A 23,060-nucleotide genomic window follows, 5' to 3' on the forward strand; every position below is an offset into this window, starting at 1 on the left:
CGGCCCGCGTCACAGGGCCGCCTGCTCCGGTATCTCGCCAGTCACCGTGAACCAGGCTTCGCAATGCCGTAACAGGCCGTGCAGATCGGAGCCGGTGCGTCCGCGCGCGCTGATATAGCCGTCGGGCCGCACCAGATAGAACGACGGCCGCGTGCGGCCATACGATTCGGAGAGCGCCGGCCCGCCGTCGCCGGTGGTATCCGTGATGCGCCAGATGCGCACCGCGCCCGGCAGCAATCGCTCGACTTCCGCCGCCACGCGTTCCATTTCCGCGTCCGGCGGCGGCGCATGCTTCGCCGCGGGATCGAGCGGCTTTTCGTCGACGGGCAGCGGCGGCACGAGCAGGAATAGCGAGAAGAACGCCGGATCGTGCAGATCGAAAATGCAGCCGACGCCGGGCGCGCGGCCAAGCGGTCCGTCCACCACATGCACCAGCGCATCGGGCGCGCGTTCGCCGGCACGCGGTCCGCCGTCGAGCACACGTTCGAGCGTCAGCGGACTGCGCCGGTACTGGATCGACAGTTCGCTGATAGTGGCGCGTGCGGCGTCGCGCAGCGGACCCAGCGCGGCGAGCACCGGCATCACGCGTTCGCGCAGCAGCTTGAGCGGTCCGTGATCGGCCTCGGCCATATGCGTGATGAAGCCGGTCTGCCGCAGCACGTCACGTTCGATCGGATGACGTTCAAGGTAATAGGTATCGAGCAGGCGATCGGGCGCCGCGCTCCTCAAGACCCGCGCCAGCTTCCAGCCGAGGTTGAACGCTTCCTGAATGCCGGTGTTCATACCTTGTGCGCCGGCCGGGCTGTGCACATGCGCGGCGTCGCCCGCAAGAAAAATTCGGCCGACACGCAACCGGTCCACCATGCGGTTATTCACATGGAAATACGAGGACCACGCCAGATCCGACACGTCGACCCGCTCGCGCACGCGCCTCGCGATCAGCGCCTTGCACTCCTCGAGCGACGGCGCCGGCACCTTGTTCAGCGGCGGTTCGCCCAGCACGGCGGGCGTCGCGGACGGCGCGACGGCGGCAGGCTCGACGGCATGATCCGCGATCAGACGATGCCGGCCGTGGCCCATCGGAAAAAGCGCCACCAGTCCTTCGCCTGACGCGAAGATGTGAAACTCGTCTTCGGGCCAATCGGTTTCGGCGTGCAGATCGGCGAGCAGGAAAGTCTGCTCGAAGGTCTTGCCTTCGAAGCTCAGACCCAGCCGGTGACGGATCGCGCTGTGCGCGCCGTCGGCGGCGATCATGTACGACGGACGCATCGTCTCCGTGTGGCCGTCCGCGCGGCGCAACGTCGCCTGAATGCTGGCGGAGCCTTGCGCGAACATCGTCAGCTCGACACCGCGCTCGACCGTTACGCCGAGCGTCGCGAGATGTTCCGTCAGCAACCGCTCCGTCACGGACTGATCGAGAAACAGCAGATACGGATAGCGCGTGTGAAGCGGATCGAAATCGAGTTGCGCGAGGCGCATGCCGTTCGAAAACAGATTGGCGATGCGCGCGCGATGGCCGAGTTCGAGAAACGGTTCGACCAGCCGATGCTGCTCGAGCAACTCGAGCGTGCGCGCCTGGATGCCGATGGCCCGCGAATACGGGTTCGGCTGCATGGCTTTGTCGATCAGACGCACGGGGATGTGGGCACGCGCCAGACTCATCGCCGCGGCGAGCCCCGTGGGCCCCGCCCCGACGATCAGCACCGGCGACACATCGTTTGCGGCAGCGTCCATGCGGAACTCCGGAAACAACAATGCGTTCTAGTGTACGCCCGCAGGAAGTCGCCTTGGAACGCCGCCAGCAACGGGCTGACGGTGCGCTGCATCAATCACGCGATTGGCCTGGGCTCGCTGTGAACTTGCTGCGCGTGCCAGTTTGCCTCAGTGCGCGTGCGGCGCATGATCCATTGCGCACCGGTGCTGCGTGGTGCCAAGGTCGACTTGCAGCGTCGCGTGCTGCATCGAAAAGCGTTCGCGCAGCATGACGACAATGCCGTCTAGCGACTCGTCGCCGGGGTGGCCGGCCGGCATCACCAGATGCGCGCTGAGCGCATTGCCGGTGGTCGACAGGGCCCATACGTGCAGATCATGCACATCGACGACGCCGGGCTGCCCCGCCAGATAGTCGCGGATGCTTTGCAGATCGACGCCGGGCGGCACGGCGTCGAGCGCGAGGCGCACCGAATCGCGTAACAGCCCCCACGTGCCGACCACCACGACCGCCACCACCAGCAGGCTCATGACCGGGTCGAGCCACGTCCAGTTGGTATAGAGAATCACGAGGCCGCTCACCGCGACCGCCGCCGAGATGCCGGCATCCGCCGCCATATGCAGGAAGGCGCCGCGAATGTTCAGGTCTTCTTTCTGCCCGCGCATGAAGAGCCACGCGGAAATCCCGTTGACCACCACGCCGACCGTCGCGACGACGAACACCGCGAGCCCCGCCACCGGCGCCGGATTCATCAGCCGCCCGATGGCTTCGGCGACGATCACGCCGCATGCGAACAGCAACAGCCCCGCATTGGCGAGCGAGGCGAGGATCGACGAGCTGCCATAACCGAACGTGTAGCGCGCCGACGGACGGCGGGTGGCGAGCCAGGCGGCGCCCCAGGCGAGCAGCAGGCCGAGGACGTCGGAGAGATTGTGGCCGGCGTCGGCGAGTAGCGCCGTGGAATGGGCGAGTACGCCGTAGACGGCTTGGGCCACCACGATGGCGATGTTCAACACGACGGCGAGCGCGAACGCGCGGCCGTGGCCCGCGACAGGGGCATGAGCGTGGTGGTGGCCGGCGTGACCGTGACTATGACTGTGGGTGTGACCGTGAGTATGTTCATGGCCGACGTGGCCATGTGCTTCGTGGTCGTGCTCGTTTTTCTTCATGACGCGTCCAGAGATTCATCGCCGGCCGGTTCGGCCACGTGTTCGAGCATGCCCGTCAGCATCGCGCTGATATGGCGGTCGGCGGCGATGTAGAAGACCTGCTTGCCCTGCCGCTCCGCGCGCACGATCCGCGCCGCGCGAAGCAGCCGCAAGTGATGGCTCACCAGCGACGGCGACAAACCCAGCGCCTGGGCAATCGCCCCGACAGCGCGCCGCTCGTCGAGGCACGCCAGCACGATGCGTAGGCGCGTCGGATCGCCGAGCAGGCGAAACAGGTCGGCCAGCGGCACGATCGTGTCGACCGAACGATCGTCAAAGCCGGCAAACGAAGTGCTGGAAGTGGCGGACGCGAGTGAAGAAGCCATGACAGGTGGCGTTGCGGCAGTACATATGAACATGTATTCATATGTTATAGATATTGAGACAACCGGTCAAATCGGAGTGCGGTCCGGCGAGTGTGGGAAAATGCGGCCTCTGCCTCACCCGAATGCCATCCCCCGTCATGCAACCTGTATTTGACCGCGCTTTCGCGGCGCATCGTGACGGCCGCCTCGACGACGCCGAACGCGGCTACCGCGCGACGCTCGACGGCAATCCCGCGCACGTCGATGCGTTGCACCTGCTGGGCGTCCTGCGCCACCAGCAGGGCCAGCACGCCGAAGCCGCCGAGCTCGTGCGGCGCGCGGTGAACCTGCGCCCGGAAGACGCCGCGCTGCAACTGAACCTGGGCAACGCGCTGAAGGCGCTGGGCCAGATCGACGGCGCCATCGAACAGTTCCGCAATGCGCTGACGCTCGCGCCATCGTTTCCGATGGCGCATTACAACCTGGGCAATGCATACGCCGCCGCGGGCCGTCATGAAGACGCCGCCGACGCGTTCGAAAAGTCGTTGCGCCTGCAACCGAACGACGCTTCGTCGCATAACAACCTCGGCAACGCGCTGCACGCGCTCGGACGCCACACGGAAGCCATCGCCGCGTTCCGGCGCACGCTCGAATTGCGTCCCGGTCATGCCGGCGCGCTCAATAACATGGGCATGTCGCTGAACGCGCTCGGTCGCGCGGAAGAGGCGGTGCCGTGTTTCGAGACGGCGTTGGCGGCCGAGCCGCGCTTCGTCGCCGCGCACTTCAATCTGGCCAACACGTTCGACGCCACCGGCCGCCATGCCGACGCGGTCGCATCGTTCAGAGCGGCGCTGGCCTTGCAGCCGAACCTGCCGCCGGCCATCTTCGGCATGGGTAACGCGCTCGCGGCAATGGGACGCCACGCCGAGGCGCTGCCGTATCTCGAACGCGCCGTCGGTCTCGATCCGCAATTCGCGCTCGCGTGGCTGAGTCTGGGCACCGCGCATCAGGCGCTGGGTGCGCATAGCCCGGCCGTGCGCGCTTTCGATCAGGCGCTGCGTCTGCGCCCCGAGCTCGCCTCCGCGCACATGAACCGCGCGCTTGCGTGGCTCGCGTTGCGCGACTTCCCACGCGGGCTGCCGGAGTACGAATGGCGTCTGCAAACCATGGCACAGCCGGTGATCCAGACGCTGCCGCGCTGGCACGGCGAGCCGATCGCGCAACGTACGCTGCTGGTCCATGCCGAACAAGGTTTCGGCGACACGCTGCAATTCGTGCGCTTCGTCCCCCTTGTCACGCAGCGCGCGGCGCGCGTCGTGCTCGAAGTGCAGCCGCAGCTGCTGCCCTTGCTGACCCCTGCCGCGCAAGCCTGGCGCGTGACGCTGATCGCCCAGGGCGCGCCGCGCCCCGCCGCCGATCTGCAATGCCCGCTGCTGAGCCTGCCGCTCGCGCTCGGCACGACCTTCGACACCATTCCGGAGCGCACGCCCTACCTCAGCGTGCCGAGCGCCTATGGCCGCAAATGGCGCGGCTCGCTCGGCGGCCAGGCGAAGCGCAAGATCGGCATTGCGTGGTCAGGACGCATCCAGCAAAACGAAACGCGTTCGATGCCGCTCGCCGCGCTCGATCCGCTGTTCGCACTCGAAGGCATCGACTGGATCGTGCTGCAGCCCGCCTTGAGCGCCGACGAACGCGCGGCGCTCGACGCGCATCCGCGCGCGGCGTCGATTCATCGCTTCGACAAGCGGATCGGCGACTTCGCGGACACGGCGGCGATCATCGAACGGCTCGATGCGGTGGTGTCGATCGATACGTCCATCGCGCACCTGGCCGGCGCGCTGCGCAAGCCGCTCTGGCTGATGCTGCCGTTCGCCGCGGACTGGCGCTGGTTTGCCGGCGAGACACGCAGCCCGTGGTATCCGGGCGCGTCGCTGGTGCGTCAACCGCAACCCGGCGCGTGGGGCGACGTCGTCGAGGCCGTGGCGAACGAATTGCGCAACGGTTAGCGCAAACGCCGCCCGGCGAAATCAGCCGTCACCCCGCCGCCGTGCCAAAAAACAAAAACCCCGCGTTCGTGAGAACGCGGGGTTTTTTACTTGCCCGGCCGAATCGTGAACGGTGAAGCTCAGGCCGTCCGATATTGATTGCGCGATTCCGGCGTGCGATACAGCACCAACGTCGCGATCAACCCGCAAATCGCCGCCACGCCCAGGAACAGACCCGGCGCCGCCTTGTTGCCGGTAGTGTGAATCAACAGCGTCGAGATGGCCGGCGTGAAACCGCCGATCGTCGTGGCGAGGCTGTAGGCGAGCGAGAAACCGGCGGTCCGCACTTCGACCGGCATGACTTCGGTCAGCGCCACGACCATCCCGCCGTTATAGCTGCCGTACAGGAACGACAGCCACAGCTCGACCTCCAGCAGACGCGCGAACGACGGGTCCGCCACCAGCCACTGCAGCGCCGGATATGCGGTGATGATGGTCAGAATCGTGAACGCCAGCAGCACCGGACGCCGGCCGATACGGTCGGACAGCGCGCCCGCGAGCGGCAGCCAGATCAGATTCGACAGGCCGATACAGACCGTGACGACGAGCGTATCGATCGACGACAGCTTCAGCACTTCCTTGCCGAAGGTCGGCGTGTACGCCGTGATCATGTAGAACGACACGGTGGTCATGATCACCATGCCCATGCCGCCCAGCACGATGCCCCAGTTGGCGGCCATCGTCTTCATGATCTCGCCCATCTTCGGATGATGCTTGCGCGCCTTGAATTCCTCGGTTTCCTGCAGCGAACGGCGGATCAGGAACAGGAACGGCACGATCAGGCAGCCGATCAGAAACGGCACGCGCCAGCCCCACGCGGTCATCTGGTCAGCCGGCAACAGCTTGTTCAGGAACACACCGATCAGCGCGGCGAACACCACGGCAACCTGCTGGCTGCCCGACTGCCAGGCGCAGTAGAAGCCCTTGTTGCCCTTGGTGGCGATCTCCGACAGATACACCGACACGCCGCCCAGTTCGACCCCGGCGGAGAAACCTTGCAACAGCCGGCCGCCCAGAACGAGCACTGGCGCGAGCAAGCCGATCGTCGCGTAACCTGGAATCGACGCGACCGTGAGCGTGCCGAGCGCCATCAAACCGAGGGTGAGGATCAGGCCTTTGCGCCGGCCGTGATGATCGATGTATGCGCCGAGCACGATCGCGCCGAGCGGCCGCATCAGGAAGCCCGCGCCGAACACCGACAGCGACAGCATCAGCGAGGCGAATTCGTTGCCGCTCGGAAAGTAGGTCTTGGCGATCGCCGAAGCGTAATAGCCGTAGACCATGAAGTCGTACATCTCAAGAAAGTTACCGCTGACAACGCGGAATACTGTCTTGACCTTGGATTCTTGGGATGAGGAAGTGGCGTGTGACGCAGTAGACATGACATTCTCTGATGGGCCTGTCGCCACGAAAGAACCGGTGGCGGGCAGGCAGTTGAAACGATCCACTGGGTTCGGCAAAGCGGATGCCTCGGGCGGATAGAACGACGCGCCCGGGGGCGCTGCATTTTCATGCTGAACGCATTCTCACGGTATCAGGGTAAACGTTGTGAATCATGCGGCGCCCGCTCCACGTAATGTTACCGTTGAAGCCGCTGTCGCGTAATGCATACAGTTTCCTTACACGTGTCGCCGGTCGTCGCGCTAACATTTGCAGTCAGGCATTTCCGCAGATCACTACCCCGATGCGAACCACCCCCGCTCTTTCGCTGCGCCCCGCAACTCTCGCGGATGCCGCGCTCATTGCTTCGATCCACAGCACCAGTTGGCAGGCCACCTATCGCAGCCTGTTGCCCGACGCATTTCTCGACGGCCAGGTCACGCGCGAGCGCGCAGCCTATTGGGAAGCGCGCCTGAGCGCGCCCGGCGGCGAACGCCGCATCGTCCTGATCGCCGAACTCGCGGGCGAGCCGACGGGTTTTGTTTGTGTCGAACGTCAACCGGAATCCGCGTGGGGCGTGCTGCTCGATAACCTGCACACGCTGCCGGACTATCAGGGCATCGGCGTCGGCAAGCTGCTGATGCATGCCGCCGAGGACTGGGCTCGCGCGCAGGGCGAGACGCAACTCTATCTGTATGTGCTCGAAGGGAATACGCCGGCGATCGGCTTCTATGAACGGCAAGGCTGGCAGTTCGTCGGCGCCGAACCGGATCATATGGGCGGCGTGGATATTACAGCGTTGCGCTACGTTTACAGGCTCGATCGATAGGACAAGCGTGGTCCGGTTGAGCGTCGTCCGGGTTTAACTTAAACCCGGACGAATCGGCGGATTTCTTCGGAAATTTCCAGTCAGTAAGTCTGCCGCATCGAAGTATCATCCTTCGCACCCCTACGGCTTCACAGTGACACGCCCATGCGTCCGTGTGCTCGTCCAGAGCGCAATGCTGCGGTTCGGCGTCGACGTACGGCGTGCATGTCTGGTATTCCAACGCGCATCGCACCGAGGCCCGAGTCCCGCAGATCCCGGGACCGCCGATCGGCGGCCCCTTTAAGAGGCGCTGGAAAAGACCGATGTCCACCATTCCTTTCACCCCGATCCAAGGCTACCTGGCCATGCCGCGCTCGCGTCCGCTCGGTCATGTGCCGGCGTCCTTCGGCCGGGACTGGGCACTGCTTCCGCCTGGCTACAGTTTGCGGGCGGAACTCAAGGCACTCTACGCCGCCATGCTGCGCACGTTCTGCATGAGCGATCAGGCCATTCGCTCGCTTTGCCGATGGTCGCCGTCGGACGAGCGGCGCGCAACTGCGGCGCCGGCTCCGGTGTTTGAAAAGCCATTCGACGCCGCTGCGCAAATGGCTGCGTCCGCTGCGGCCGTCCCGCCGTTTCCGCTGCATGCGTATGCGACGGCGGCGCGCGGGCCCGGCCATCATTGGAGTGCGTTGGCGGGCGGCGCATGCGTGCTCGGCGGCGCTGCGATGCTGGGATGGATCGGGTTCGATCATCTGATGCATCGTGACACGGCCACTCTTGTGGATTTCGCGGGCAAGGCCTCGGACAAACGCGACTCGCAGCCGGCGAAATTTCAGCCACCGGCGGCAGTTACCGCTCGCGCAGTGGATAGCGCTGCGGCAGGCACGTCTGCGGCAGTCGCGGCATCAATGCCGGCACTCCCGAGCGCGGCTCCTCGGTTCGCGGCGGCATCCAGTCCTGCGGCCGCGACGGTGCCGATACCTACGTCGGCTTCAGCGCCCGCATTGCGCTTGGCTTCGGCGCATGGCTTCGCTGACAAAGCCGTCTCACATCGCCGTAAGCTCATTCGCGAGAAGAGCGGCAGGCAACACGGCGCAATCCCCCCGCGCACGGCGCGGTTCGCCGCAGCAAACCAAGCGTCGCACGCAGCGGCAATTGCTGATGACATCGCACGCGGCGCGCTCCCGAAAGTCGCGGCAAACGTGTCGCCGAAGCCGTCGGCTGCCGGAGCCTATTCACCTCTCGCTCCGGCTCGGCTCGGTGTCGACGAATACGCGGGGGTAACGATGTCCGCTGCGACACACGTCCGCGATACGGCGCCGATGCCGCGCACCGGCTCGTCAATCCATGCGTCCGGCACCAGCGGGACCGAATGGATGAACCATCTTTCACAGCGACGCGTGACCGACGTTCCGGATCAATTCGCAAAATAGGCACGACACGATCGCACAGGTGGCGTAGTACAAAAAAAGCCCGGACATTCACGAATTCACGAATTCACGAATGGCCGGGCTTTTTTGCGTCGATGCATTTACTTCTGGATCGGCAATCCCATTTCGGTTTGCCGCTGCAATTGCATTACTTCGCCCTGCACCTGGCGCAACTGCGCCTGCGCCCTTTCCTTGTCCGCGTGCAGCGCGGCCGCTTCGCCTTGCGTTTGACGCTGATAGTCGTTGACCTTGGCCTGCTGGGTGCGCGCCACGTCGAGATCGGCTTGCAAGCGTTTCGCGCGATCTTCGGACATGGCAATGACGTCTTCGATGTAGGCCTTCTGCGCCTGCAACTGCGTGCGGCGAATTTCGACATCCGCGAGTTGCGCGGTCTGCTGGGCAAAGCCCGCATAGATCGCTTCCGCGCGCGCCGCGTCCTCGGACTTGATCACCCGCCAGAAATGCTTGTTCTGAAATAACGCGACGTAGTACGTCATTTCCCGCGGATAGAAAAACAGACTGGCGCCGTAGCTGCCGTTATACGTGGTGCGTAGTTCGCTCAGCTTCGCGTCGTGAATCATCTGCATCAGTTCGGCGACGTTACCTTGCGCATCGCCGGCCGTGGCCGGCGCGGCCGACGTGGCTGATGCCGCGTTGCGCAGCGCATCTGCCACGGGCTGCGGCGTCAGGGTGTTGATGGCCGGCCGTGTGCCGACCATCGGCGCGGCCTCGTCGCCTTGCGCGGCCAGCACGAAACCGCCCTGCTGCAACAGCGCACACGAGGTCGCGAGCAGCATGGCGCGCCGTACTAATAAGGGGTACTTCATACGTGCATGCTCCATGCGAATCCAAAACAGCCGCAGATTATCGCGCGGATTCGCCTTTAAGCGAAGCATTCAAATGCCACACAGACGGACTTTAAATCGAGATAAATCGCCAGCGAATGATTTGATCAAGTCGGCCCATCCATCGCGAAATAAACGAGTTCGGATAAGACGAAAATGCGATGTTCCGTCTCGTGCGGACGAATCTGAATGTACGCTAGGGATGCACGAATTCAGCTGTCAGTGAATGCGCAATATGGAGATAGAGTGACTGATACTGAGATGCGCGCACTCGGGCCAATAAAAACCTCGCATTCCTGACTATCTATCCCGATATCGGCGAGATGTCCGCGACTCCGAAAACTAGAAATGCCGCGCGAATCAGTAGACTGATACAAACGGCGAGCGAGAAGCCAGCCATCAAAACAGCAAGAGAAAAACACAGAAGGCGCACCGCTGCAAACCGCAGCGGTGCGCCTCTAACAAACCAAACATTCGGCCATCCAACCCCAACTCACCAGCCCCGCAACCTCAAAACCGAGTCTCGCGCGCCACGCGCAGGAACGTATCGAGCAACGGCGTGCAGTCGAGCAACTCCGGCCCGCCCGCGCGATGAAACTCCGGATGCCATTGCACGCCCATCACGAACGGCGCGCGCCGGTAGCGCACGGCTTCGATGATGCCATCTGACGCCGACACCGCTTCGATATTGAGATCGCGGCCGAGCGTTTTGACCGCCTGATGGTGGATCGAGTTGACGATCGCATCGCGCCGGCCCGGGAACATGTTGGCGAGCGTCGAACCGTCCGGAAAGTGAATCCCGTGCCGATGCTGATCGTAGTTCTCATTGACGTGCGTACCCGCGGTCGGCACATCGGTGGCGATGTCCTGATACAAGGTCCCGCCGAACGCCACGTTGATCAGTTGACAGCCACGGCACACGCCGAGCACCGGCTTGCCCGATTCGACGAACTCATGCAGCAGTTCGAGTTCGTACATGTCGCGCACGCGGTCGCCGGGCCACTCGTGGCTGGTTGCCTGTTCCGCGTAAGACTGTGGCGAGACGTCGGCGCCGCCTTGCAGCAGCAGCCCGTCGAGATGCTTCGCATAATCGCGCAAACGGATATTGCTCGGATGCAGCATGCCCTGATGACCGACCGTCGGGATCATGAACACCAGCACGTCGCGCGACATCACCCAATGCGCGATCGATTCCTCGAGATACTGCAGCGTCTTGCCGCGCAGACCCTTCGCGCCCGGCTCCGGATGGAAGATGCGCGCCGACACGCCGATGCGCAGCGTACGCTGCGTAATCCGCTGGCCGGCACGATCGAACAACTGACGCGCGCGCGCCGCGACGATCCGGCCGAACACGGTCCACGCCGAATCGTTGTGCTTCAGATAGCGTGGCGGCGACGGCGGCAATGCATTGGGCGGCGGCGGGTTGGACGCGGTGAAGTCAGGCGCCGCGCCGAAACCGGGCGGCGGCGAGCCAGCCCGACGTTCGGACGAGGCCGAGACCTCTTCGACCACGGTAGCGTCTTCAACGGAGCTGACCAGTTCGCCGTCGACAGGTTCGCTGCTTCCGACCGTCGGCGGCGGTCTCATCGCATGGACGCCGGCACGCCGCGCCTCATGTTCATGAACCGCCGCCTCCTGCTTCGCGGTGGATGCCGCAGCCGCGCTGCGTGCTTCGGCCGCATCGCGTTGCCGCGCCGTTTGCGGATCGGTGGGCGTGACGGCCGACGCGCTGTCGGGATCGTCCGTCGACGATCGCACGGCAGCCGCCTCGGCGGCCGGCGTCGCGGTGGACGCAGCGGGCGTAGGAGCGGCTGGAGCACCCGGCGGCGTTACCTTGTCCTTGATTGGAGACTGGATGGCATCTTCGTGCGAGAGGGGTAGCGAGGCTGCCGGATCGGCCGGCGTGGAGCCGGGTGTCGACACGCCGGGCGTTCCGGACGGCGCGGGCGACGGCGAAGGCGGCGTTGGATTGCCGGGCTTGCCGGCATTTTCAGGTTTGTTTTCGCTCATGACAGTCAGACAGGCGCCTTCACGCGAACGAATGAATATGCCCTGATTATCCGCTAGCGAGGCAAGCGCCGCAAACCCGCACACAATTGCTCACATTGTTGCGGGGCCATGAGGAACACAACCTGGGGAACCGCGCGGCAAGTCTGACTTAAGGATCCGGCTGCTCTTCAAATGTCTCGCGCAAGGCGATCTGCATCGCCGCGTGGATTTTCACGCACCAGCGCCAGACCAGCGCCAGCAGCAACGCGGCGCAGACCAGCACCGCGGCAAGCAGGCCGGTCGGCGGCAGAATGCCGCCGGAAAGCGCCGCGACCAGCAGAAACACGCCGACCATCGAGACCACCGGCACCAGATCGGAGATCGCGTAGCGGATCGCGCTCGTGAAGCGCCCCGCCGTTGCCGGTTGCACGCTGACTTCGGCGAGCAGCAAGGCGAGTGACTTGGTCTTGCGGTACACCGCCACCAGAAACGGCATCGACACGACCAGCGCGACGCTCCATAACACCACGCGCTGCATCGGCTCGGAACTCAACCAGTGCGCGAGCCACGCGCTGGTATAAGGCGCGCTATACGACACGGTCAGAAAAATCGCGGCGACGAGCGCCAGATTGACGGCGATCTGCAGAATGATCCGCCGCGTCATGCTGAACAAAGTGGGTTCACCGCTTCCCGTGCTCAAGCTACGCAGCCATTGTCCATACATGCCGAACACGTTAGCGAGCGTGCGCGGCATGGCGTGACCGAGGCGCTGGGTCAGCGGGTCGGCCGCGCGGATCAGATACGGCGTGAACAGCGTGGTCAACGCGGACACCGCCACCGCGATCGGATACAGAAACGCGCTTGTCACCTTCAGCGTCAAACCGAGCGACGCGATGATGAACGAGAACTCGCCGATCTGCGAGACGGTCATGCCGACGCGCATCGCCGTGCGTCCGTCCTTGCCGGCGAGAAAAGTGCCGAGCCCGCACGACACAATCTTGCCGACGATCACCGCGACCGTGATCACCGCGATCGGCCACGCGTAGTCGACCAGCACGGCCGGATTCAGCATCAAGCCGATCGTCACGAAGAAGATCGCGGAAAACGCGTCGCGCAGCGGCGCGATCAGATGCTCGATCCGATGCAGATGGCGTGATTCGGCCATGATCGCGCCGATCAGGAACGCGCCGAGCGCGATGCTGTAGTCGAGCTTCACGACCAGCAGACAAAAGCCGAAGCAGAACCCGAGCACCGAGACGAGCAGCATCTCGTCGCTCTTCGCGCGCGCCACGTAGTTCAAGGCGCGCGGCACGACCAGAATGCCGACCACCAGCGACACTGTCATGAACAGCAGCAGCTTGCCGAGCGTGACCATGGCGACGCCCGCGCTCAACTGCCCCGTCTGCGCGATGCCTGACAGCAGCACCAGCATCGCGATGGCAAGAATGTCCTCGACGATCAGAATACCGAACACCAGTTGCGCGAAGCTCTCGCGTTTCAGGCCCAGTTCGGAGAGCGCCTTGACGATGATGGTGGTCGACGAGATGGCGAGGATCGCGCCGAGGAACAGCGAATCCATCGAACTCCAGCCGAACGCGCTGCCGATCTCATAACCGATCCACAGCATCAGCACGATCTCGGAGAGTGCCGCGACGATCGCCGTCGCGCCGACCTTGAAGAGTTTGCGCAGGCTGAATTCGAGGCCGAGCGAAAACATCAGGAACACCACGCCGAGTTCGCCGAGCGTCTGAATGGTCTGCTCGTCGTGGATCAGCTGGAACGGCGGCGTGTACGGCCCGATGATCACGCCGGCCGCGATGTAGCCGAGCACCACCGGCTGTTTCAGGCGATGGAACAGCACGGTGACGACGCCGGCGAGCGCCATCACGACCGCCAGGTCCTGAATGAAGCCGATGCCATGGTGCATGGATGCGTCCCTTACAAAAAGTAATGTTGAAAAACGCAGTTTAACAAACCAGCACGACAAGCCGCCGCGCGCCAACGTCCGTACGGCATCGGACTGCCGCCGAGCCGCACATGTCATCCGCCACGCAGAAGAATGTTTTTGACACGCTGGACTCCTGTGAAATATCACAATAATATTTGCAGCATATTTTCTTTGGAGTCGAACAATGCAGCAGGTGTCCTTCAATGTTGTAGACCGTTCCGGCGGCAGTCGCGCCGAGATCGTCGAGGTGAATCGTCTGACTATTGCCGGTTGGGCCGGCCGCGATCAGGCCGCGATCGAGCATCACATCGCCGAACTGGCTGAACTCGGCGTGAAGCGGCCGTCCACCACGCCATGCTTCTACCGCCTTGGCGCGGAATTGCTGACGCAGGCCGAGCAGATCGACGTGGTCGGCGTGAAGTCGAGCGGCGAAGCCGAATGCGTGCTGGTGCATTCGAATGCGGGCCTGCTCGTCAGCGTCGGTTCGGATCACACCGACCGCGAAGTCGAGGCCTATGGCGTCACCGTCTCCAAACAGATCTGTCCGAAACCGGTGGCGCGCGACGCCTGGCGTTTCGACGATGTGTTCGGTCACTGGGACCAGCTCGAACTGCGCGCTTACGCAGTGACAAACGGCGAGCGGCGCGTCTATCAGCAAGGCAGCGTGGCATCGTTGCTGCCGGCCGCCGATCTGCTCACGCGCGCGCCGCTCGCGCAAGGCGCGGCGATGTTCTGCGGGACGCTGGCGGTACAGGGCGGCATCGTCGGCATGGCCGACGGCGACGCGCTTGAACTCGAATTGCACGATCCCGTCCTGAACCGCACGCTGCGCCACGCCTATCGCGTGCGCGCGCTACCTATCGTCGAATGAGGCACCCATGAATTCCCCTTCGCTATCCGCCGCCGACGCGTCTTCCGACGCGTGGCTCGAAGCCGCCGCCCTGCGCAAGATCACGTGGCGCATCATGCCGTTCCTGTTTCTCGTCTACGTGCTGTCGTATCTGGACCGCGTCAACATCGGTTACGCGAAGCTGCAGTTCACCGGCGACCTCGGCCTGTCGAACGCGGCGTACGGACTCGGCGCGGGGATCTTTTTCTTCGGCTACTTCGTGTTCGAAGTGCCGAGCAATCTGCTGCTGAAGAAATTCGGCGCGCGCGCCACGATCGCCCGCATCACGATGCTGTGGGGCCTGCTGTCGTGTCTGATGATGTTCGTGCGCTCGGAAACGATGTTCTACGTGCTGCGCTTTTTCCTTGGCGTCGCCGAAGCCGGTCTGGTGCCGGGCGTGGTGCTCTATCTGACCTTCTGGTTTCCGTCCGACCGGCGCGCGCGCATGGTCGCCGTATTCATGGCGGCGATTCCGGTGGCGGGCATCATCGGCGCGCCGTTGTCGGGCTTTCTGATGTCGGCGCTGCATGAAGCGCACGGCTTGCGTGGCTGGCAGTGGATGTTCCTGATCGAAGGCATTCCGTCCATTCTCGCCGGCTTCTGGGCGCTCGCCGTGCTGCGTAACACGCCCGCCGAAGCCGCCTGGCTCAGCGACGACGAAAAGCGCGTGCTTCTCGGCCGTCTCGCGCGGGAAAACACCGCTGCCGCGGCGGCCGGCGCGGAGCATAGCCTCTCGGTGGCGTTGCGTTCGGGCCGCTTCTGGCTGCTCACGCTGATCTATTTCTGTCTCGTCACGGGCAATGCGGGCTTTTCGTTCTGGCTGCCGCAGATCGTCAAGGATCTGGGCGTGACGAACCTCGTCACCAATGGCTTCGTCACCGCGATTCCGTATCTGGCGGCGGGCATCGGCATGATCCTGATCGGACGCTCGTCGGACATCACCGGCGAGCGGCGCTGGCATTACGCGGTGTGCTGCTTCATCGGCGCGGCGGGCCTGCTCGGCAGCGCCTCGGTGACCAATTCGATTCCGCTCGCCGTCACCGGCTTGTCGATCGCGTATATCGGCATTCTGGCGGGCTTCGGCATCTTCTGGTCGATGTCGACGACCTTCCTGCAAGGCTCGGCCGCGGTCGCCGGGATTGCCGTGATCAATTCGATCGCGAACCTTGCGGGCTATGTGAGCCCGTATGTGCTCGGGATCGTCAAGGACGCGACGCATAGCGTGACGTTCGGGCTCGTGCTGATCGCGGGGGCGCTGATCGTCGGCGGGCTGGTCACGCTGATGATGCCGCGTGTGAAGGTGCAGCATGCGGCGACGGTTTCGCCGAGCCGCGCCTGATTTGCCCGCGTCGTACACGCAAAACCTTGCTCTACAATGCGGACGACATCGCCCGCTTCCACTTCACATGACGCTTTTGCAGACTGCCCGCCCTTCCACGCCCGCCCGCGCGACCGCTGCCGCGAGTCTCGCCGAGCAGGCCTATGCGTTCGTCAAGCGCGAGATCATCACCATGCGCCTGCGGCCGAGCGAGGTGCTCAACGAAGCGGAACTGATGGCGCTGACCGGCATCGGCAGAACGCCGGTGCATCAAGCGCTGCATCGGCTGGTGCACGAAGGCATGCTGACCATCATGCCGCGCAAGGGCATCATGGTCCGTCCGGTCTCGCTCGACGACGTGCTGGCGATCATCGACGTGCGCCTCGTGAACGAAAGCTACTGCGTCGAGCTGGCCGCGCGCCACGCGCAACAGCACGACTACGACGCGATGCAGGCGCTGCTGGACCGCTCGGCCGTGTGCGTCGCCGCGCACGATATCGAAGGCATGATGGATATCGACCGCGAGTTTCATCTGGCGATCTCGGCCGCCTCGCGCAACCCGGTGCTGGCCGACATCCTGCGCGGGCTGCACGAGCGCTCGCTGCGCTTCTGGTTCATTTCGCTGTCCGAGCCGCATCATCTGGAAGACGTGCACGAGGAACATCTCGAACTGTTTGGTCTGCTGCGCGAACGCGATGCCGAAGGCGCGCGGCAATCGGTGCAAAAGCATATCGAAGCGTTTCGCGCGACACTCTTCAATCGCATGTGATCGACTGCATTCAAGCCACCGCTCCAAGCTCACGCATCTAGCCCAATGACCGGCATTGCCCGGTTCAACCGGATTTCTACCGACATCATGGCCACTGAATTCACACCCTTTCCGCCGCTAGCCCAACTTGCCGCCGACCTCGCCACCGGACGCACCACGAGCCGCGCGCTCGTCGAGACTGCGCTCGAACGGATCGCCGATCCGGCCGGCCAGGGCGCCGCCGTCTTCATGCACGTCGATGCCGACAGCGCCCGCGCCGCCGCCGACGCGCACGACCGTCTGCGCGCCGCCGGCACCGTGCTTTCGCCGCTCGCCGGAATTCCGGTGTCGGTCAAAGACCTGTTCGATATCGAAGGCCAACCGACCCGCGCCGGTTCCGCGGTGCTCGCCGACGCCCCCGCCGCCAAGGCGGACGCCGTCGCGGTCGCGCGTTTGAAGCGCGCGGGCGCCGTGATCGTCGGCCGGACCAATATGAGCGAGTTCGCGTTTTCCGGACTTGGCCTGAACCCGCACTACGGCAACCCGCTGTCGCCGTACCAGCGCGGCGTGAAGGGCGACGAGCGGATTTCGGGCGGTTCGTCGTCGGGCGCGGCGGCTTCCGTCGCGGACGGCATGGCGGCGATCGCGCTCGGCACCGACACCGGCGGCTCGATCCGCATTCCGGCTGCCCTTTGCGGCCTGACTGGCTTCAAGCCGACCGCCGACCGGATTCCCAAACAGGGCGGCGTGCCGCTTTCGTCGACCCTCGATTCGTTCGGGCCGATCGGCGTTTCCGTGGCGTGCTGCGCACTGGTCGACCGCATGCTGGCCGGGCTCGAACCGCGCATTCCGACCGCCCGTCCGCTCGAAGGCGTGCGCCTCGGCGTGCTGACCAATTTCGTCACGGACGGCGTCGAGCCGGCGGTCGCTGCGGCGATCGACACGGCGCTCAAGCATCTGGAAGCGGCCGGCGCGATCGTCAGCGAAGTTCGTTTCGCGCCGCTCGACCGTTTGCCCGAGATCAACCGCTTCGGGTTCTCGCCGATCGAGGCGTATGCGTGGCATCGTCCGTTGCTGGAAAAGCATCGCGACTTATACGATCCGCGCGTGCTAGTGCGCATTCTGAAGGGCCAGCCGGCCAGCGCCGCCGACTATCTGGACCTGCTCGCCGAACGCGAGGCGATGCTCGCCGAGGCCGCCCGCACGCTGTGGCAGCGTTTCGACGCGGTCGTGGCGCCGACGGTGCCGGTGGTGCCGCCGCGCGTCGCCGAACTGGTCGACGACGATGACGCCTTTGGCCGCACCAACGCGTTGATTCTGCGCAACCCGAGCGTGTTCAACTTCCTCGACACGTGCGCGCTGTCGCTGCCGTGCCATCTGCGCGGCGACGCTCCGGTCGGCCTGATGCTGGCCGGCGCGCCGCACGCCGACGACGCCCTGCTGGCCATTGGCCGCGGCGCCGAAGCGGTGCTCAAGGCGATTCGCTGATCAGGAAATACGTCGTAAAAGCAGGATAAGCTGGGGGGCGGGGGTTCGCGCTAGAATCGCGGGCACCCGCCCTTTCCGTTTCGAGACAGCCACACGATCCATGAATAACGACACTGCAATGCTGCGCCGCGAGCGCTCCCTGCTGGTTCTGCTTGGCCTGATCTGCGTTGCCCTCGTGGGCGGCGCGCTGTATCTGCAGTATTTTCTGCACGAAGACCCGTGCCCGTTGTGCATCATCCAGCGGTATTTCTTCCTGCTGATTGCGATCTTCGCGTTCCTCGGCGCGCGTTTTAACAGCTGGCGCGGTGTGCGTCTGCTGGAAGTGATGGCGGCCTTGTCGGCGCTGGCCGGTATCGTGACGGCCGCGCGCCATGTGTATGTTCAGGCGAATCCGGGCTTTAGCTGCGGCTTCGACGCGCTGCAGCCGCTGGTCGACAGCTTGCCGCCCGCGCATTGGCTGCCGGGCGTGTTCAAGGTCGCCGGGCTGTGCGAAACGGCCTATCCGCCGATTCTGGGTCTGACGCTGCCGCAATGGTCGCTGGTCGCATTCGTGATCGCTTTCATCCCGTTGGCGCTGACGCTGGTCCGCAATCGTCGCCGGATCGCCTGATTAGCGGTTTTTTGCCCTGCTTTGCCGCAAGAGATAACGCCGGATTGCGTGCCGCCCAATAAGGCGGCCCGAAATTCGGCGTTTTTTTGCCCGCAACAACCGTGTTTAGCGGCGCAATGACCGCCCGTTCCCCCCGCAACACCCCACCCCGCCTGGCTTTCCGCCTTCCGTCCCGTCTCACGCAACTTCCCGCCTTAGCGTGAATCGTACTTATCTCATGACCGCTTCCGAATAAGCTTCATGCGACATGGGAAATATTTTTGGGACAAGGTAATGCTATCTTCGGAATTGGATGGCGATCTACGTGCGCGAGGCCGGCTTTGGCGCGACCCCATGCGTAACGCGCGCCCGGTCCGCACTGTCTTTCGAATTCGCCATGACAACGCAAACCATCCGCTTTTATCACCAGGGGTCCATCCGTGAGGTCGCGGGCGTCCCTGCGTCGCGCACCGTGCTGCAGCACCTGCGCGAGGATCTGCATTGCACCGGCACCAAGGAAGGCTGCGCGGAAGGCGATTGCGGCGCCTGCACGGTCGTCATCGGCGAACTGGATGCGCACGGCGACCTCGCGCTGAAAGCGGTCAACGCCTGCATCCAGTTCCTGCCGACGCTGGACGGCAAGGCGCTCTTCACGGTCGAAGACCTGCGCGCCGCCAACGGCGCGCTGCATCCCGTGCAACAGGCCATGGTCGATTGCCACGGTTCGCAATGCGGCTTCTGCACGCCCGGCTTCGTGATGTCGATGTGGGCGCTGTACGAAAACCAGCCGGCCGCCGCCGGTCTGCCCACCCGTGATGAAATCAACGCCGCGCTCTCCGGCAATCTGTGCCGTTGCACCGGCTACCGGCCGATCGTCGACGCCTCGCAGAAGATGTTCGACTATCCGCAATACCCGCGCGTGACGCTCGACCGTCAGGCCGTGGTGGATCAATTGCGCGAACTGCAACGGCGCGACACCTTCGAATACCGTGCGTCCGACACGCGCGGCGCCACGTTCGGCTCGCCCGCCTTTTATGCGCCGATCTCGCTCGATGCATTCGCCAAACTGCGCACCGAACATCCGCACGCACGGCTGCTGGCCGGCAGCACCGACGTCGGCCTGTGGGTCACCAAGCAATTCCGCGATCTCGGCGACATTCTGTATATCGGCAACGTCGCCGAATTGAAGACGATCGAGCGTGATGCGCAGACGCTGACGATCGGCGCGGCCGTCACGCTCGAAGACGCGTACGCGGCGCTCGCCGTCGACTACCCCGAGCTCGCCGAACTGTGGACGCGTTTCGCGTCGCTGCCGATCCGCAATGCCGGCACGCTCGGCGGCAACGTCGCGAACGGCTCGCCGATCGGCGACTCGATGCCGGCGCTGCTTGCGCTCGGCGCCGAAGTCGTGCTGCGCCACGGTCCGAAAACGCGCACGCTGCCGCTCGACGCGTTCTACCTCGGCTATCAGAAGACCGCGCTCGCCGCCGGGGAATTTGTCGCGGCGCTGCGCGTGCCGCGCCCGGCGGGCAATCTGCGCTTTCGCACCTACAAAGTGTCGAAGCGCTACGATCAGGACATCTCGGCCGTGTGCGCGGCATTCGCGCTGCACCTCGGTGAAAACGGGACCATTCAGCAGGCGCGCATCGCGTTCGGCGGCATGGCGGCCACGCCGAAGCGCGCCGCGCAAACCGAAGCCGTCCTGAATGGCGCAACATGGGACGAAAGCACCACGCGGCAAGCCATGAATGCGCTTGTCGTCGATTACCAGCCGCTCACCGACATGCGCGCTTCGAGCGCCTATCGACTGAAGGTGGCGCGCAACCTGCTGTGGCGTTTCCACCTCGAAACGCGCGATGACGCGCCGCTCGCCCTCTTCGACGTGAATGCGTTCGCGTTCGAAGCCGGCGCGCCGGACGCCGCCGTTGCGAAGGAGCCGTCGTGATGAACCGGACCGATGCTTTCGTCGAACACGCTGCGAGGCACGTCGCTCAAGAAAGCGACGCATCGATCGGCGTATCGTTGCCGCATGAATCGGCCGCGCTGCATGTGAGCGGCGAAGCCACTTATACGGACGACGTACCCGAGTTGCAAGGCACGCTGCATGCTGCGCTCGGCCTGTCGCGCCATGCCCATGCGCGGATCGTGTCGATGGATCTCGACGCGGTCAGGAAAGCGCCGGGCGTGATCGCCGTGCTGACCGCCGAAGACATTCCCGGCGAGAACAATTGCGGCCCGGTGCTGCACGACGACCCGATTCTCGCCGTCGATGAAGTGCTGTATCTCGGCCAGCCGGTGTTCGCCGTGATCGCCGAAAGCCATGAACTCGCCCGCCGTGCCGCCGCGCTGGCAAAAAGCGACGACGTGGTCCGCTACGAACCGCTCGAAGCCATCCTCACGCCCGCTGATGCCAAAGCTGCGAAGCAATTCGTGCTGCCGCCGCTGCATCTCAGACGCGGCGAGCCGGATGCGAAGATCGCCGCCGCACCGCATCGCATCAGCGCCACGTTTGAAGTGGGCGGCCAGGAACAGTTCTATTTGGAAGGCCAGATCGCGTACGCCGTGCCGAAGGAAATGGACGGCATGCTCGTCTACAGTTCGACGCAGCACCCGAGCGAAATGCAGCAGGTGGTCGCACATATGCTCGACTGGCCGGCACATAACGTGGTGTGCGAATGCCGGCGCATGGGCGGCGGCTTCGGCGGCAAGGAATCGCAATCGGCGCTGTTCGCCTGCGTGGCAGCGCTGGCGGCGAAACGGCTGCGCCGCCCGGTCAAACTGCGCGCCGACCGCGACGACGATTTCATGATCACCGGCAAGCGCCACGACGCGGTCTACGCGTACGAAGCGGGCTTCGACGACAGCGGCCGCATTCTCGGCGCGCGCGTCGAAATCGCGCTGCGCGCGGGCTATTCCGCCGACCTCTCCGGCGCCGTCGCCACGCGCGCCGTCTGCCACTTCGACAACGCGTACTACCTATCCGACGTCGACATCGTCGCGCTGTGCTGCAAGACCAACACGCAGTCGAACACCGCGTTCCGCGGCTTCGGCGGTCCGCAAGGCGCGCTCGTGATGGAAGTGATGCTCGACAGCATCGCGCGTCAGTTGAACTGCGATCCGCTCGACGTGCGCCTCGCCAACTACTACGGCATCGGCGAGCGCGACACGACGCCGTACGGACAGCGTGTCGAAGACAACATCATCGCGCCGTTGACCGATGAACTGCTCGGCACCAGCGACTATCGCGCGCGCCGCAAAGCGATCGCGGCCTTCAACGCAAACAGTCCGGTGCTCAAGCGTGGCATCGCGTTCTCGCCGGTGAAGTTCGGCATCTCGTTCAACGTGCCGTTTCTGAATCAGGCCGGCGCGCTGGTGCATGTGTACAAAGACGGCTCGGTGCTCGTCAATCACGGCGGCACGGAGATGGGCCAGGGGCTCAACACCAAGGTCGCGCAAGTGGTCGCCAACGAGTTCGGCTTGCCGCTCTCACGCGTGCGGGTCACGGCAACCGACACATCCAAGGTCGCGAACACGTCGGCGACCGCGGCGTCCACCGGCAGCGACCTGAACGGCAAAGCCGCCGAAGCCGCCGCGAAAACGATTCGCGCAAGGCTCGCGGAACTTGCGGCCAAACAACTCGGCGGTGCGGCGAACGACGTGCAATTCACCAGCGGCGAGGTGTCGGTGAACGGCGGAGCGATGCCCTTCGAACAACTGGTCGGCGCCGCCTATCTGGCGCGCGTGCAGTTGTGGTCGGACGGTTTCTACACGACGCCGAAAGTGCATTGGGACGCGAAAACGCTGACCGGTCATCCGTTTTATTACTTTGCATATGGCGCGGCGGTCTCGGAAGTCGTGATCGACACGCTGACCGGCGAATGGAAACTCGTGCGCGCGGACGTGCTGCACGACGCCGGCCAGTCGATCAACCCGGCCATCGACATCGGCCAGGTGGAAGGCGGCTTCATTCAGGGCATGGGCTGGCTCACCACCGAGGAACTCTGGTGGAACCGCGATGGCCGTCTGATGACGCACGCGCCGTCGACCTACAAGATTCCCGCGGTGAGCGACACGCCCGCCGCGTTCCACGTGCAGCTCTATCAGAACCACAACGCCGAGCCGACCGTGTTCCGCTCGAAGGCCGTCGGCGAGCCGCCGTTGCTGTTGCCGTTCTCGGTGTTCCTCGCGATTCGCGACGCGATCGCGGCCGCCGTGCCGGACGCGCAACAGGCGCCGGCATTGCGCGCACCGGCCACGCCCGAAGCGATTCTCGACGCGCTGGACGCCTTGCAGCCGCCGGCCGCGCCGCAACCGGCAACGGAACCGGCGGCGACCGACACGACAGCTTGAGAAAAT

The 23,060-nt window shown here is 64.6% G+C and carries 17 protein-coding genes; 10 read left to right on the forward strand and 7 right to left on the reverse strand.

Annotation, left to right across the window (positions count from 1 at the left end; genetic code table 11):
- Positions 1-9: 9 nt before the first annotated feature.
- The 3 genes from ACQKRQ_RS19835 to ACQKRQ_RS19845 form a co-directional block, all read right to left on the reverse strand.
- Complete coding sequence (locus ACQKRQ_RS19835; protein ID WP_427478902.1) at positions 10-1,734, reverse strand: FAD-dependent monooxygenase; 1,725 nt, start codon at positions 1,732-1,734, stop codon at positions 10-12.
- Positions 1,735-1,881: 147 nt separating this feature from the next.
- Positions 1,882-2,880 (reverse strand): cation diffusion facilitator family transporter, encoded by a 999-nt coding sequence (locus tag ACQKRQ_RS19840; protein ID WP_427478904.1) that lies wholly within the window; start codon positions 2,878-2,880, stop codon positions 1,882-1,884.
- On the reverse strand, positions 2,877-3,245 hold the full coding sequence (locus ACQKRQ_RS19845) for an ArsR/SmtB family transcription factor (RefSeq protein ID WP_427478906.1): 369 nt from the start codon (positions 3,243-3,245) through the stop codon (positions 2,877-2,879). Before ACQKRQ_RS19845 ends, ACQKRQ_RS19840 begins: the two co-directional genes overlap by 4 nt.
- A 137-nt stretch (positions 3,246-3,382) precedes the next feature.
- On the opposite strand from ACQKRQ_RS19845, the gene ACQKRQ_RS19850 reads away from it, so the two are divergent.
- Entirely contained in the window at positions 3,383-5,230 is a 1,848-nt protein-coding gene (locus ACQKRQ_RS19850; protein ID WP_427478908.1) for a tetratricopeptide repeat protein, read from the forward strand.
- A 119-nt stretch (positions 5,231-5,349) separates the two neighbouring features.
- Here the strand turns inward: ACQKRQ_RS19850 and ACQKRQ_RS19855 are convergent, their stop codons facing one another.
- Positions 5,350-6,651 carry an MFS transporter gene (locus ACQKRQ_RS19855; RefSeq protein ID WP_132373491.1) on the reverse strand — a complete coding sequence of 434 codons (1,302 nt, stop codon included), beginning with the start codon at positions 6,649-6,651 and terminating at the stop codon, positions 5,350-5,352.
- Positions 6,652-6,953: 302 nt separating this feature from the next.
- Between ACQKRQ_RS19855 and ACQKRQ_RS19860 the strand changes: the two genes are divergently transcribed.
- A complete protein-coding gene (locus tag ACQKRQ_RS19860) occupies positions 6,954-7,478 on the forward strand; it encodes a GNAT family N-acetyltransferase (protein ID WP_132373490.1) in 525 nt (174 codons plus the stop codon).
- A 200-nt stretch (positions 7,479-7,678) separates the two neighbouring features.
- Complete coding sequence (locus ACQKRQ_RS19865; RefSeq protein ID WP_427478911.1) at positions 7,679-8,893, forward strand: hypothetical protein; 1,215 nt, start codon at positions 7,679-7,681, stop codon at positions 8,891-8,893.
- Between the two features lie 98 nt (positions 8,894-8,991).
- Here ACQKRQ_RS19865 and ACQKRQ_RS19870 read toward each other — a convergent pair whose 3' ends face one another.
- From ACQKRQ_RS19870 to ACQKRQ_RS19880, 3 genes are all read right to left on the reverse strand, one after another.
- Positions 8,992-9,717: a DUF2968 domain-containing protein gene (locus tag ACQKRQ_RS19870; RefSeq protein ID WP_132373488.1), complete on the reverse strand. Its 726-nt coding sequence runs from the start codon at positions 9,715-9,717 to the stop codon at positions 8,992-8,994.
- A gap of 528 nt (positions 9,718-10,245) precedes the next feature.
- Positions 10,246-11,745 (reverse strand): gamma-glutamyl-gamma-aminobutyrate hydrolase family protein, encoded by a 1,500-nt coding sequence (locus ACQKRQ_RS19875; protein ID WP_427478913.1) that lies wholly within the window; start codon positions 11,743-11,745, stop codon positions 10,246-10,248.
- A 148-nt stretch (positions 11,746-11,893) separates the two neighbouring features.
- On the reverse strand, positions 11,894-13,651 hold the full coding sequence (locus tag ACQKRQ_RS19880) for a cation:proton antiporter (protein WP_132373486.1): 1,758 nt from the start codon (positions 13,649-13,651) through the stop codon (positions 11,894-11,896).
- A 205-nt stretch (positions 13,652-13,856) separates the two neighbouring features.
- Here ACQKRQ_RS19880 and ACQKRQ_RS19885 point away from each other — a divergent pair, with 205 nt between their 5' ends.
- From ACQKRQ_RS19885 to xdhB, 7 genes are all read left to right on the forward strand, one after another.
- Positions 13,857-14,543 (forward strand): DUF2848 domain-containing protein, encoded by a 687-nt coding sequence (locus tag ACQKRQ_RS19885; RefSeq protein ID WP_427478915.1) that lies wholly within the window; start codon positions 13,857-13,859, stop codon positions 14,541-14,543.
- Between the two features lie 7 nt (positions 14,544-14,550).
- Positions 14,551-15,900 carry an MFS transporter gene (locus tag ACQKRQ_RS19890; RefSeq protein ID WP_408317145.1) on the forward strand — a complete coding sequence of 450 codons (1,350 nt, stop codon included), beginning with the start codon at positions 14,551-14,553 and terminating at the stop codon, positions 15,898-15,900.
- Between the two features lie 67 nt (positions 15,901-15,967).
- The gene (locus tag ACQKRQ_RS19895) at positions 15,968-16,648 is read left to right on the forward strand and encodes a GntR family transcriptional regulator (RefSeq protein ID WP_132373483.1); all 681 of its coding nucleotides are present in this window, start codon (positions 15,968-15,970) and stop codon (positions 16,646-16,648) included.
- 87 nt (positions 16,649-16,735) lie between these two features.
- Positions 16,736-18,115 carry an amidase gene (locus tag ACQKRQ_RS19900; protein ID WP_427479268.1) on the forward strand — a complete coding sequence of 460 codons (1,380 nt, stop codon included), beginning with the start codon at positions 16,736-16,738 and terminating at the stop codon, positions 18,113-18,115.
- A gap of 100 nt (positions 18,116-18,215) precedes the next feature.
- Positions 18,216-18,725 (forward strand): disulfide bond formation protein B, encoded by a 510-nt coding sequence (locus ACQKRQ_RS19905; protein ID WP_132373482.1) that lies wholly within the window; start codon positions 18,216-18,218, stop codon positions 18,723-18,725.
- Between the two features lie 376 nt (positions 18,726-19,101).
- On the forward strand, positions 19,102-20,649 hold the full coding sequence (gene xdhA / locus ACQKRQ_RS19910; RefSeq protein WP_427478918.1) for a xanthine dehydrogenase small subunit: 1,548 nt from the start codon (positions 19,102-19,104) through the stop codon (positions 20,647-20,649).
- Positions 20,649-23,054, forward strand: coding sequence for a xanthine dehydrogenase molybdopterin binding subunit (gene xdhB / locus ACQKRQ_RS19915; RefSeq protein WP_427478920.1), 2,406 nt, complete (start codon positions 20,649-20,651; stop codon positions 23,052-23,054). The genes xdhA and xdhB overlap by 1 nt, the downstream gene beginning before the upstream one ends.
- Positions 23,055-23,060 lie beyond the last annotated feature (6 nt).

This window comes from Paraburkholderia sp. NPDC080076, from assembly GCF_050281145.1.
Classification (GTDB): Bacteria; Pseudomonadota; Gammaproteobacteria; order Burkholderiales; family Burkholderiaceae; genus Paraburkholderia.